This window comes from Aeromonas sp. FDAARGOS 1416 (genome assembly GCF_019048085.1).
Lineage (GTDB): Bacteria > Pseudomonadota > Gammaproteobacteria > Enterobacterales > Aeromonadaceae > Aeromonas > Aeromonas veronii.
The window spans coordinates 4,186,271-4,199,145 of sequence record NZ_CP077301.1 but is presented as its reverse complement, the minus strand read 5'-3'; the positions used below and the strand labels follow the sequence as shown (position 1 = coordinate 4,199,145).

The 12,875-nt window shown below is 60.5% G+C and carries 13 protein-coding genes; 11 read left to right on the top strand and 2 right to left on the bottom strand.

What is annotated here, in order from left to right; translation table 11 throughout:
- Nucleotides 1-182 precede the first annotated feature (182 nt).
- From I6L46_RS19135 to I6L46_RS19095, 9 genes are all read left to right on the top strand, one after another.
- A complete protein-coding gene (locus I6L46_RS19135; protein ID WP_005340143.1) occupies nucleotides 183-563 on the top strand; it encodes a hypothetical protein in 381 nt (126 codons plus the stop codon).
- Between the two features lie 255 nt (nucleotides 564-818).
- Entirely contained in the window at nucleotides 819-1,217 is a 399-nt protein-coding gene (hslR, locus tag I6L46_RS19130) for a ribosome-associated heat shock protein Hsp15 (protein ID WP_005340141.1), read from the top strand.
- A 77-nt stretch (nucleotides 1,218-1,294) separates the two neighbouring features.
- On the top strand, nucleotides 1,295-2,179 hold the full coding sequence (gene hslO / locus I6L46_RS19125; protein ID WP_005340140.1) for an Hsp33 family molecular chaperone HslO: 885 nt from the start codon (nucleotides 1,295-1,297) through the stop codon (nucleotides 2,177-2,179).
- 149 nt (nucleotides 2,180-2,328) lie between these two features.
- On the top strand, nucleotides 2,329-3,954 hold the full coding sequence (gene pckA, locus I6L46_RS19120) for a phosphoenolpyruvate carboxykinase (ATP) (protein ID WP_005340139.1): 1,626 nt from the start codon (nucleotides 2,329-2,331) through the stop codon (nucleotides 3,952-3,954).
- 193 nt (nucleotides 3,955-4,147) lie between these two features.
- On the top strand, nucleotides 4,148-4,813 hold the full coding sequence (locus tag I6L46_RS19115) for a GntR family transcriptional regulator (RefSeq protein WP_005340138.1): 666 nt from the start codon (nucleotides 4,148-4,150) through the stop codon (nucleotides 4,811-4,813).
- 33 nt (nucleotides 4,814-4,846) lie between these two features.
- Nucleotides 4,847-6,649 carry an aminopeptidase P family protein gene (locus I6L46_RS19110; protein ID WP_005355029.1) on the top strand — a complete coding sequence of 601 codons (1,803 nt, stop codon included), beginning with the start codon at nucleotides 4,847-4,849 and terminating at the stop codon, nucleotides 6,647-6,649.
- 87 nt (nucleotides 6,650-6,736) lie between these two features.
- On the top strand, nucleotides 6,737-7,141 hold the full coding sequence (locus tag I6L46_RS19105) for a nitrous oxide-stimulated promoter family protein (protein WP_005356534.1): 405 nt from the start codon (nucleotides 6,737-6,739) through the stop codon (nucleotides 7,139-7,141).
- Between the two features lie 112 nt (nucleotides 7,142-7,253).
- Entirely contained in the window at nucleotides 7,254-7,751 is a 498-nt protein-coding gene (locus tag I6L46_RS19100) for a GNAT family N-acetyltransferase (protein WP_043822605.1), read from the top strand.
- A 97-nt stretch (nucleotides 7,752-7,848) separates the two neighbouring features.
- The gene (locus I6L46_RS19095; RefSeq protein WP_005340126.1) at nucleotides 7,849-8,316 is read left to right on the top strand and encodes a glycine zipper 2TM domain-containing protein; all 468 of its coding nucleotides are present in this window, start codon (nucleotides 7,849-7,851) and stop codon (nucleotides 8,314-8,316) included.
- A gap of 82 nt (nucleotides 8,317-8,398) precedes the next feature.
- Here the strand turns inward: I6L46_RS19095 and amt are convergent, their stop codons facing one another.
- Nucleotides 8,399-9,826, bottom strand: coding sequence for an ammonium transporter (gene amt / locus I6L46_RS19090; protein WP_005355035.1), 1,428 nt, complete (start codon nucleotides 9,824-9,826; stop codon nucleotides 8,399-8,401).
- A gap of 505 nt (nucleotides 9,827-10,331) precedes the next feature.
- Here amt and I6L46_RS19085 point away from each other — a divergent pair.
- Nucleotides 10,332-11,255 (top strand): GGDEF domain-containing protein, encoded by a 924-nt coding sequence (locus I6L46_RS19085; RefSeq protein ID WP_216976750.1) that lies wholly within the window; start codon nucleotides 10,332-10,334, stop codon nucleotides 11,253-11,255.
- Between the two features lie 90 nt (nucleotides 11,256-11,345).
- Here I6L46_RS19085 and I6L46_RS19080 read toward each other — a convergent pair whose 3' ends face one another.
- On the bottom strand, nucleotides 11,346-11,966 hold the full coding sequence (locus I6L46_RS19080; protein ID WP_216978075.1) for an outer membrane beta-barrel protein: 621 nt from the start codon (nucleotides 11,964-11,966) through the stop codon (nucleotides 11,346-11,348).
- 250 nt (nucleotides 11,967-12,216) lie between these two features.
- Here I6L46_RS19080 and I6L46_RS19075 point away from each other — a divergent pair, with 250 nt between their 5' ends.
- Nucleotides 12,217-12,855, top strand: a complete 639-nt coding sequence (locus I6L46_RS19075; RefSeq protein ID WP_167557488.1) for an exopolysaccharide biosynthesis protein — start codon at nucleotides 12,217-12,219, stop codon at nucleotides 12,853-12,855.
- The last annotated feature ends 20 nt before the right edge of the window (nucleotides 12,856-12,875 follow it).

The window sequence follows — 12,875 nt, the reverse complement described above, 5'->3', positions numbered from 1 at the left end:
TTTGCTTTCCCTATGCACAATGGCGACAAGCCTCCCAGAAATCAGATAGTTGGGCAACGGTAGCGGCCGGATTGCCGCCGTTCCCGCCGCGCTGGCGGTGCACGGAAGATTGCGATGAAGCAGGGCACTCCCTACTATTGGCGGCTATCTTCAATTTCATGCAGCAAACGCTGGAGCCCTCCATGAGACAGTTCGGCTTTTTCCTCGGCATCGCCATCGGTGTCATTTTGATCCTGTTCGGCAGCATCGTCATCTTCCAGGCGCTTCCTGCCGCACTGGATGTACTGGAGATGCCAAGCCGCATCCCGTTCGTGCGCGAGGTCTACACCTGGCTGATGACCAGCGCCAACGGCCTGACCGCCCAGCTGGAGCAGAACTTCCTGGAAGCGTTCCAGACCGTGCTCAAGCTGATCCTGCTCATCACCTTCATGTGGGTCTGCGTCAAGCTGGTCAACATGGGGGTGCTGATTATCCGCGCCGGGGTTGATCTGATCCGCACCGCCATCGCCCACAGCGAAGGCCCCCACGACCAGAAGAAGCCGGATCAGCACGATCACTTCTGACTGAGCTGTGGTCAACGGATGTGAACGCTGCCGCCCCCAACCGGGGCGGCAGCTTTATATGCGCGGTATGGAGGCCCTTCTCAGCCCCCATGGATACCCGATAAAGCAGCGCTTTCCCTTGTGAATCAGCAAACTGCCCATATGTTGCATCACCTTGACATGGTTTGCGCCCCGCGCGGCGGCTGCCCGGTTTCTATCCCGACCCCGTGCTCTGGTATAATCGACCACCTCTTTTCCCCGTTATGGAGCCTGTTCATGCCCAATCATGCAGAAAGTGCCCTCGAGGTTCGTCTCGACAAGTGGCTGTGGGCGGCCCGTTTCTACAAGACCCGCTCCATTGCGCGGGATCAGATCGACGGGGGCAAGGTGCACTACAATGGTCAGCGCAGCAAACCGGGCAAACAGGTGGAAGTGGGGGCGCTGATCCGCTTCTGGCAGGGGCAGGATGAACGCGAAGTGCGGGTGCTGGCCTTGAGCGAGCAGCGCAAATCGGCCCCGCTGGCCCAGCAGCTCTATGAAGAGACCGCCGAGAGCCTGAAAAAACGGGCCGAGAACAGCGAGGCGCGCCGCTTCAACAGCCAGTTTGCCCCCAGCCCCGAGCGCCGCCCCGACAAGCAGGAGCGACGCCAGTTGCTCAAGGTCAAACAGTACTGACCGACCCCGATTTGATACCGGGCTGGCATCAACCCCAGCCCGCCCGATTTACCTCACCGAAAAGCCAGGAATACATGATGAGCAACCAAGATCTGCTGTATCGCTATCTGTTTGAAGAGTACGAAGTGCGTGGCGAGCTGGTCCAGCTGGATCACACCTACCGCCACGTAGTGGAAGCCCAGAACTACCCGGTGCAGGTGCAAAAACTGCTGGGCGAGCTGCTGGTCGCCACCAGCCTGCTGACCGCCACCCTCAAGTTTGAAGGCTCCATCACAGTGCAACTGCAGGGCGATGGCCCGGTGCGTCTGGCCGTCATCAACGGCGACAACAACCAGCAGCTGCGTGGCGTGGCCCGCTATGAAGGCGAGCTGCCGAGCGATGGCAAGCTGCAGAGCCTGATTGGCAACGGCCAGCTGATCATCACCATCACCCCGGAACAGGGCGAGCGCTATCAGGGCATCATCGCGCTGGACGCCGACACCCTGGCGGGCTGCCTGGAGCACTACTTCGCCCGCTCCGAACAGCTGGCTACCAAGCTGTGGATCCGCACCGGCTACCACGAAGGTGCGCCGCGTGCTGCCGGCATCATGCTGCAGGAGCTGCCCGCCCAGAGCGAGGATCACAGCAACGATTTCGATCACCTGACCCAGCTCACCAGCACCATCAAGGATGAAGAGCTGTTCGGCCTGCAGGCAGAAGAGATCCTCTACCGTCTCTACCATCAGGACAAGGTGCGGGTATTCGATCCGCAGGCGGTCGAGTTCCGTTGCACCTGCTCCCGCGAGCGCTGCGAAGGAGCCCTGTTGCAGATAGAAAAGGAAGAGGTGATGGAGATGGTGCAGGAGCTCGGCAAGATCGACATGCACTGTGATTATTGCGGCGCCCAGTACCAATTTAATGGGATCGATGTCGAAACCCTGTTCAGCAGGGCTCCCGGCAATGATGCAAACCAGTTACACTAATTAAAGGCGGGCAAAACCCGCCTTTAACTTTAATAACAAAAAAATACCCTATTTTATAAAGTTTGATGGCGATCGCTAAACTCTACCACCTAAGTGATAGGATGACCGTCAGATAGAACCCTACCAACCTCTGAACCCAGGAGAATACAATGACAATCGTGGCAGAACCCACCCTGGCCCAACAATTAGGACTGGACCAGTACGGCATCAAAAACAGCCAAGAAATCGTTCGCAACCCCTCTTACGAGCAGCTTTTCGCCGAAGAGACACGCCCTGACCTAGAAGGGTTCGAGCGCGGTGTGGTGACCGAGCTGGGCGCCGTCAACGTAAACACCGGTATCTTCACCGGTCGCTCCCCGAAAGATAAATATATCGTCAAAGATGCCACTACCCAGGATACTGTGTGGTGGTCTGACCAGGGTAAAAACGATAACAAAGCGATTACCCCGGAAGTGTGGTCACATCTGAAAGGGCTGGTCACCAAACAGCTCTCCGGCAAGCGCCTGTTTGTGGTCGACGGTTTCTGCGGTGCCAACCCTGATACCCGCCTGGCCGTGCGCATCATCACCGAGGTGGCCTGGCAGGCACACTTCGTGAAAAACATGTTCATCCGTCCGAGCGATGAAGAGCTGAAAACCTTCAAGCCTGACTTCGTGGTGATGAACGGTGCCAAGTGCACCAACCCGAACTGGAAAGAGCAGGGTCTCAACTCCGAGAACTTTGTTGCCTTCAACATGACCGAGAAGATGCAGCTCATCGGTGGCACCTGGTACGGTGGCGAGATGAAGAAGGGCATGTTCTCCATGATGAACTACTTCCTGCCCCTGCGCGGCATTGCCTCCATGCACTGCTCCGCCAACGTGGGTCAGGACGGCGACGTCGCCATCTTCTTCGGCCTCTCCGGCACCGGCAAGACCACCCTCTCCACCGATCCCAAGCGTCAGCTGATCGGCGATGACGAGCACGGCTGGGATGACCACGGCGTGTTCAACTTCGAAGGGGGCTGCTACGCCAAGACCATCAAGCTCTCCGAAGAGGCTGAGCCGGACATCTACCACGCTATCCGTCGCGATGCGCTGCTGGAGAACGTGACCGTTGCTGCCGATGGCACCATCGACTTCGATGATGGCTCCAAGACCGAGAACACCCGCGTCTCCTACCCCATCTATCACATCGACAACATCGTCAAGCCGGTCTCCAAGGCAGGTCACGCCACCAAGGTGATCTTCCTGACTGCCGACGCCTTCGGCGTGCTGCCTCCGGTCTCCAAGCTGACCAAGGAGCAGACCAAGTACCACTTCCTCTCTGGCTTCACCGCCAAACTGGCCGGTACCGAGCGCGGCATCACTGAGCCGACTCCGACCTTCTCCTCCTGCTTCGGCGCAGCCTTCCTCTCCCTGCACCCGACCAAGTACGGTCAGGAGCTGGTAAAACGGATGGAAGCGGCAGGTGCAGAGGCCTATCTGGTCAACACCGGCTGGAACGGCACCGGCAAGCGCATCTCCATCAAGGATACCCGCGCCATCATCGATGCCATCCTGGATGGCTCCATCGAGAAGGCCGAGACCAAGGTGCTGCCGATCTTCAATCTGGAGATCCCGACCGCGCTGCACGATGTGAACCCGGCGATCCTCGACCCGCGCGACACTTACGCCGACAAGGCCGAGTGGGATGCCAAGGCCGTCGATCTGGCAGGGCGCTTCATCAAGAACTTCGAGCGCTTCACCGATAACGACGAAGGCAAACGTCTGGTTGCGGCAGGCCCGCAGCTGTAACAGGCTCGCTTCGTATCAGTGACACCATGCCGGTCAGCCACGCTGACCGGCATTTTTGTTTTTGTGGAGCCCCGAACGCCGCCATCGTCCCCGTTAAGGGGGCCAAAACCTTGCCTTTGCCTATTGTGACAGGTTAGATTCAGCCAAACTTTATACAATATACAATTCTGTAACGCCCAATCGTGACCCGACCATGACCCCACCCTACAAGACCCGAACCCAGATGGTGATGGAAAACCTCCGTGGCCGGATCCTCCGTGGGGAGTTCCCCGCCGGCGCCCCCTTGCGTCAGGATGCCATTGCCAAAGAGCTGGCCGTGAGCCGCATCCCGGTGCGCGAAGCCCTGATGCAACTGGAAGCGCAGGGGCTGGTCAAGTTCGAAGCCCATCGCGGTGCCGTGGTCACCATGCTGGACGCCTCGGCCATTGAAGAGCTCTTTTATTTGCGAGCGCTGCTGGAAGCCGATACCCTGTTTCACGCCGTCGACAAGATGACGGAAGCCACCTTCGCACAAGCGGAGGCGATCCTCGCCCAGTTTGATCACGCCCTGGAGTCAGGCACCCAGATCGAACATTGGGCCGAGTTGAACCACAGCTTTCACGCCACCCTCTATCAGGCAGCCGGTCGCCCCCAGGCACTTGAACTGATCGCCCAGATCAATCTGAGCTGTGACCGCTATGTCCGCTTCGAGCTGCTGTTTGCCAGCGACGGCGTGGACAAGGCGGAGCGTGAACACGCCCAATTGCTGGAACTGTGCCGCGCCCGGCGCAAGCACGAGGCGGTGGTGCTGCTCAGGCAGCATATCGAAGCGGCAGGTCAGTCGATCAAGCGGATTCTGGCCAGCGGCCATAAAAACTGAACACTCATATAGCAACCATCTGGCACTAACGACATGAATAATTTCGAGATAATTGAAACCCGCGTCGCCCAAGTCAGGGCCGAGCTGGCCATGCAGGAGTTGGACGCCTTTATCGTCCCCCACGATGATGAGCACCTCGGCGAGTACATCCCCGCCTATGCCGAGCGGCTTGACTGGATCACCGGTTTCAACGGCTCTGCCGGCGTCGCCATCATCATGGCCCAGCGGGCAGCCCTCTTTGTCGATGGTCGCTATACGGTGCAGGCGCGGATGCAAACTCCCGCCGAACTGTTCGAATTCCTCCACCTCATTGAAAATCCCCATGTGCAGTGGCTGGCCGAGCAGCTGCCGTCAGGCTCCCGTGTTGGCTTCGATGCCCGCCTGCACAGCCTGACCTGGTACAAGAATGCCAAGGCCGTGCTGGCCGACCGCGGTATCGAGCTGATCCGCGTCGAGCAGAACCCCATCGACCTGAACTGGAGCGATCGCCCGGAGCCGACCAAGAGCCCGGTCATCCTCTACAGCGAGGAGCTGGCGGGCCAGTCCAGCCAGTCCAAACGTGAACAGCTGGCGGCCGACCTGCGCAAGCGCGGGCTGGATGCCGTGCTGCTGACCCAGGCCGAGCCCATCAACTGGCTGCTCAACCTGCGTGGCCGCGACATCGACCGGCTGCCGGTGGTGCTGGGCTTTGCGGTGCTCTACGCCAACACCAGCATGGATTTCTTCGTCGATACCGACAAGATTGACTGCTTCGCCTTCACCCAACACGTTGGCCAAGATGTCTCCGTCTACCCCATCGACAAGCTGGGCGACGTGTTGCAGCGCATCGGTGAAGATCAGCAGAAGGTGCTGGCCGATCCGGACAGCGCCAACGCCTGGACCCAGCTCGTCATGGAAGAGGCGGGCGCCATTCTGGTGGCAGGACAGGACCCCACCATGCTGCCGAAAGCGTGCAAGAACGAGATCGAGCTGACGGGTATGCGTGCCGCTCACCTGCGTGATGGCGTGGCCATGACCCGCTTCCTCGCCTGGCTGGATCGGCTGGTCGCCTCCGGCGAGTTCGAGGGGGTGGATGAAGGCACCCTGGCCGATCAGGTGGAAGCGTTCCGCCGCGAGCAGGAGCACTACGTCGAGCCGAGCTTCGATACCATCTCCGCGCTCGGCCCCAACGCCGCCATGTGCCACTACCACCATACCAACGGCACCCCGCGCGCGTTTGGCCAGGACAGCCTCTATCTGCTGGACTCCGGCGCCCAGTATATGGATGGCACCACCGACATCACCCGCACCATCAAGGTGGGTGAGGTGAGCGACGAGCAGAAAGCGATGTTTACCCGGGTACTGCAGGGCCATATCGCGCTGGATCAGGCCCGCTTCCCCCGCGGCACCGCCGGTATCCAGCTCGACGTGCTGGCCCGCATGCCGCTGTGGCAGGCCGGTTACAACTATGACCACGGCACTGGCCACGGCGTCGGCCACTTCCTGAGCGTCCACGAAGGGCCCCAGCGCATCGCGCCGAAAGGGAGCATGGTTGCCCTGCAACCGGGCATGGTGCTCTCCAACGAGCCGGGCTACTACCGCGAAGATGGCTTCGGTATCCGCTGCGAGAACCTGGTAGTCGTGACCGAGCTGGAACAGGTTGGCGAGCTGCCCATGCTGGGCTTCGAGCGTCTGACCTACGTGCCATTCGATACCCGCCTGATCGACCGCAGTCTGCTGAGCCCGGCCGAATTCCGCTGGATCAACGAATACCATGTCGAGGTGTTCCGCCGCCTGAGCCCGCTGCTCGAGGGCGAGGATCTCGCCTGGCTGGAGCAGGCAACCAGCCTCATCTGATGACACAGGGCCTGCGGGCCCTGTTTTTTATCCCCCCTTTTGACCTGTATCAACATCCCATGCGAGCAGGTCAGGAGAATGGCGGCCATGAAAAGTCATCATGCCAGCCCAGCCCGGGGCTCACACGCCGCAGCCAGCAAAAAGGCGAGTGACCATCCCAGACTCATGCGCGAGCAGCAGACGGTCAGCGCCATGATCCGCCTCTACTGCCAGCACCATCATCAGGATCCCCATTGCCGCCACTGTCGCCAGTTGCGGGATTTCGCCCATCAGCGCCTTCGTCGCTGCCGTTATGGCCACGGCCACAAACCCACCTGCGCCAACTGCAATATCCACTGTTACGCACCGGCGATGCGCAAACAAATCCAGCAGGTGATGAAGTGGAGCGGCCCGCGCATGTTGCTGCGCCACCCCTGGCTCACCCTCCGCCACCTGCTCGACGGCTTGCGCAAAGCGCCCAAACTGCCCCAGAGCCGCCCCCTGCCGCCATAACCGCCAATCCCTTGCATCCGGCAGGGGATGACCACTACCCTATGACTCCTTTTCTGCCGTTGACCCCAAGGTCAGCGGCGTTGCCGATCCGTTTGCTGCCGATGGAGTCCTGATGCACCACAACCCGCCCCTGCTACGCCCCGCCACCCACAATGACATGCACGCCATCTGGCAGATCGATGCCAAGGTGTTTGGCGAAGATGTCTATCCCGCCTTCTTCTTCCGTCAGGCGATGGATTTGTGGCCCGAGTTGTTGCTGGTGGCCGAATACGAGGGGCAGCTGGTGGGTTATGTGCTGGGGGGATTCGGTCAGGAGCGGTCGCAAGGCTGGGTGCTCTCGCTGGCGGTGCTGCCCGAGGCGCGCGGTTTTGGTCTGGCCGAGCGAATGATGCGCCAGATGGAGGCCAACCAGCAGGCGCTGCAGATCAGCGAACTGCGGCTCACGGTCGATCCGGCCAATCCGGCCCAGCGCCTCTACTACCGGCTCGGTTACACATTGCAGGCGGAAATAGCCGACTATTTCGGCCCCGGAGAAGACCGTCTGCTGCTGGTTAAAACCCTCTCCGGTACAGCTGCGATTCAAGGACAAAACCGGTTACAGAACGCATAATTGGTTACATTTTGCCGATTTCATGTGTGACGGGGTTGGAGTAAAGTTCACTCATCAACCGGATTGTTCAAATTACGTGCAGCCCAGGAGGCCCACCATGTTGAAGCGTATGACCCTTATTGCCCTGCTGGCAGCGACCACCATCACCGGATGCGCCAACAGTGACGTTTACTCTGGCGATGTTTACACCAAAGACCGCGCCAAACAGGTGCAGACCGTCAGCTACGGCACCATCATCTCCACCCGCCCGGTGAAGATCCAGGCCGATGAGAACTCCCTGATTGGCACCATTGGCGGCGCCGTAGTCGGCGGCCTGCTGGGCAGCACTGTGGGTGGCGGCACCGGACGTGACATCGCAGCCGCAGGCGGCGCCATCGCCGGTGCAGCAGCAGGTAACGCCATCGGCAACAAGATGAATCAGGTCGACGGCGTCGAGCTGGAGATCAAGAAAGAGAACGGCGAAGCCATCGTGGTCGTGCAGAAAGCCAGCCCCACCTTCACCCCGGGTGCTCGCGTGCGCATGACCCAGGGCAATGGCAGCATCAACGTGGCCGTCGTGAACTAAGAGTGTGAACTCAGGCTTTGCAGCTATAGAGTCATAAAAAAACCGCCGGTTCCGGCGGTTTTTTGTTGTCTGGCATTCGGGATTACATGCTGTAAGCCTTCTCGCCGTGGGAGGTGACATCCAGCCCTTCCCGCTCGGCATCGCCATTCACCCGCAGACCCACCAGCATGTCGACCGCCTTGAAGGCAATCGCCGCCACGGCACCGGACCAGAGCAGAGTGACACCGACCCCGATAGCCTGGATCTTCACCTGAGTCAGAATGGAGTAACCCTCGGCCACCTGATTGGTGACATAGTCCCACACCCCGGTGCCGCCCAGATCCGGGCTGGCAAAAACGCCGGTCAGCAGAGCACCGAGAATGCCGCACACCCCGTGTACGCCAAACACGTCCAGACTGTCATCGGCACCCAGCAGGCGCTTGAGACCGTGGACGCCCCACAGACCGGCCACGCCACTGATAAGGCCCATCACCAGACCACCGCCCACACCGACGAAACCGGCTGCCGGAGTGATCACCACCAGACCGGACACTGCACCAGAGGCGGCCCCCAGCAGGGAGGGACGTCCCTTCATCACCCACTCGGCCAGCGTCCATGAGAGAGCTGCTGCAGCCGGTGCCACCCAGGTGTTGATAAAGGCGAGTGCGGCAATACCATTGGCTTCCAGCGCGGAGCCCGCGTTGAAACCGAACCAGCCGAACCAGAGCAGGGAGGCGCCGATCATGGTCATGGTCAGGCTGTGGGGGGTCATGGGATCACGACCATAGCCCAGACGCTTGCCCACCAGATAGGCACCCACCAGACCCGCCACGGCAGCGTTGATGTGCACCACTGTGCCGCCTGCAAAGTCCAGCGCACCATGCTGGAACAGATAACCGGCCGTTGCAGTCGCGGTTGCTGCGGCTTCGGCGCTGGTATAGGCATCCGGACCAGCCCAGTACCACACCATATGAGCCAGCGGGATATAGGCGAAGGTGAACCAGATCACCGAGAAGAGCAGCACGGCGGCAAACTTGATACGCTCGGCGAACGCCCCCACGATAAGGCCGCAGGTGATGGCGGCAAAGGCCCCCTGGAACACCACATAGATCAGCTCGCTGATCCCGACCCCCTTGCTGAAGGTGGCGGCGATGGAGTCAGGGGTCACCCCCTTGAGCAGCACCTTGCTGAAGGAGCCGTAGAAATTGCCCCCCTCGGTAAAGGCCAGCGAATAGCCGTAGATCACCCAGAGCACGCAGATGAGGCAGAACAGGGTAAAGACCTGCATCAGCACGCTCAGCATGTTTTTGGCCCGCACCAGACCACCGTAGAAGAGGGCGAGACCGGGGATCGACATCAGGATCACCAGCGCCGCCGAGAGCAGCATCCAGGTGTTGTCACCCTTGTTGATTGTCATGGCGGCAACCGGCGCCACCGCCGCCTGTACCTGAGCGACCTCTTCGGCCCAACTTGGGGTAACCAGCAAGGCAGGCAACATCGTCAGACCCGCCATCATCCATTTTTTGACCATAGAGCACTCTCCTTCCCTGTCGTACCGGTACAAGACCGGCTCCGTTTTCCTGATTGAATCTGTGGCGAACCGCAAGGTGTTGCTGCAACCCGCCAGAATCACACCCGCGCCCGGCACGGGGATGTCTCTTGCCACTTCCTCATCACTGCATCTGCCGTCGATGACCGCAAGAGACCGTCTGACATCTAAAAAGCATAAAGCGGGCCACAAATTTAAATTCTTTTAAATCAATATATTAGCAAGGTTGCGCATCATCAACGCACCAATTTGGCGCATGAGCTGCGCTAACCTGCCCAGGGTCGCCCTGTCACAGGGCAGGCGATACTTCACGCACCAGAAGTGCGCAAACCCTGAGCCAGCCCACAAGCTGACGTCATCGATATCGCGCGCTGCAGGCCCGCTCGTTTACACTGACAGACCAGCCGTTTCCTGTTATCCGACCACGGCATGCCATTACACAGCCCCTTGTTTGCAACCTGATGGCAGGCCCAATCCGAGGAACACCATGCAGTTCGATCGTCTCGACATCAGCCTCTCCCACTACCGTCATCTCGACCGGGAGCATCGCGCCCACATCGCGCTGCTGGGGATAGTGATGCTGGCCATCATGGCCCTTCATCTGTTGCTGCTGCCCCACTTCCCCTACGAGCGCTTTTACGCCGTCAGCTTTGGCTTCGAGGTGATCAACTGGCTCACCATGCTGTTCCTGTTCTGGGTGGTGCAGTGCGCCCACCTGCCCACCCACACCTACCGCATGCTCTCCTGCGGTCTGATGTTGTGGATCATGGGGGCCACCGCCGACATCATGGATGAGCTGGTGGCGCAGCCACTCTGGCTCGCCATCTATGCCGAGGATCTGCTGAGATCCAGCGGCATCCTGCTAAGCAGCATCGGTATCCTGAGCACCATGCACCACCTCTTCCACATCAATACCCAGCTCAGACAACAGGCGCTGTTCGACGATCTGACCCGGCTGCCAAACCGGCGCTACTTTCATCAGCAGCTGTTTCTGGAGCAGGGGATTTGCCACGCTCTCATCCTGCTGGATCTCGATCACTTCAAGGTGATCAATGACAACTACGGCCACGATATCGGGGATCGGGTGTTGCAGCAGTTTGGCGAGCTGTTGCAACAGCACTGCCCGCCCGGTGCGCTGGCGGCCCGTGTCGGGGGTGAAGAGTTTGCCCTGCTGCTGCCCGTCGCCCACGCAGCCGAGCTGCAGCAACTGGCCAACACCCTGCTCACTGCGACCCGCACCATAGCCCCAGATCCGGCCCATACCATGACGGTCAGTCTGGGAGTGGGAGTCCGAGAGCCCAGGGAACCGGCAGTCTCGCTGTTCAAACGGGTGGATCAGGCGCTTTATGGCGCCAAGGAGGCGGGCAGAAACTGCGCTGTATGGGCGACGCCGACTAATAAAGAGGCGTGAAGAGCTACCGATTGATTGCCGATCACGGCGGAAGATTGCTGCTGAGACAGGGGCCCAATGGCCCCTGTTTCATGGGAAAAATCCCCTCGCCTAAAAGCGGAAGGTAAGACCGATATTGGCCTGCCATTGGGTTACCAGCTCCCCGCGCACCTTGAACACGCACTGCTCCGGGTTGCAGAGAAACTGATTGTTGTCGTTGACCAGCGAACCATAACCGCGCACCTCGGCCCGCAGCGCCAGATGCTCGGCGAGGCGCGGTTGCACCCCGAGCGCCAGCGACATGGAAGGGGTCACCTCGCTGTCGTAGGCGGCAAAGCGGGTCACCCCGATCCCGGCGCCGATATAGGGCGCCATCAGATTGTCAGAGAGGGTCAGCGCACCGGCAAAGTGCAGGGTATCCACCGTCAGGCGATCCGGCTGGTCGGGAGAGAGGGTGGTGGACTGGTGACTGTAGAGCAGCTCGATCATGCCGGGATCATCCACCTCCTTGCTGATAAAGAGGCCCCAGCTGCCGGAGCTCTGCCCCTGCAGTGAATCAAACGATGCAGAAAGCGGCACCGGCTGCACCTCATCGCTCTTCTCGAAGTCGATGGCTGAGCTGTAGCCAAAAAACGGCGTCACCTGCCAACCGGATGTGGTCGCGGCCTCGCTACTCCAGGCCTGCCCCAGTGGCAGCAACAGCCCCATCATCACTATCCTGGCTCTCTTCATCATCATCCCCTGCTCCCTGTGTGATTGTGCAGAAAGCATACCAGAGGCGTCCTAGGCCCATCCTAAACGGCGGCTGTACCGGATCACTTTCATCGCGGGATTTCCCTCTCGCCGGAACCTCTGCCGAGCCGCCCCACTGGCGTCGCTATGCGCCCCGCCACCATTCATCGACGGTTAACCTCTGCCACGTATGCTGGCGCCAAATCGGGTCATCGGGGCCCGTTATCACAACTCAAAAGGACATCAGGGAATGGTTGCCGCGCAACTTCACGACCCCCAAACCACCCTCGCGGATACCCTGCGGGCCACCGCGCATGCCATCGACGAGAGCCACATCAGCCTGCGCCAGATGCTGGAGCTGGTGGGCGAACAGGGAATGCTGCTGTTTTGCGTGCTGCTCACCGTCCCCTTCCTGCTGCCGGTCTCCATTCCCGGGGTCAGCACCCCGTTTGGCCTGCTGATCCTCTTTATCGGCATCGGCATCACCCTCAATCGGGTGCCCTGGCTGCCCGCCATGCTGATGGAGCGCCGCTTCGCCGCCGACCAGCTCAAGCCGACCCTGCACAAGGGGGCGGATCTGCTGGCACGGGTCGATCGCGTTATCCGCCCGCGCCTGCTGGTGCTGACCGGCAGCAACACGGTCAACCGCTGCAACGGCCTGCTGATCATGCTGGCCGCCCTGCTGCTGATGCTGCCCCTGGGCGCCATCCCCTTCACCAACGCCATGCCTGCCTGGGCCATCCTGCTGCTGGCCACCGGCATGTTGCAGCGGGACGGTCTGTTCGTTGCCAGCGGCTATCTGCTGGTAAGCGCAACCCTGGTCTGGTTCAGCGTGCTGGCCATCGGCTTACTGATGGCGGGCCAGAGCGCCAGCGGCCTGCTCGGCTAAATCCGAGGCAAAGAAAAAGG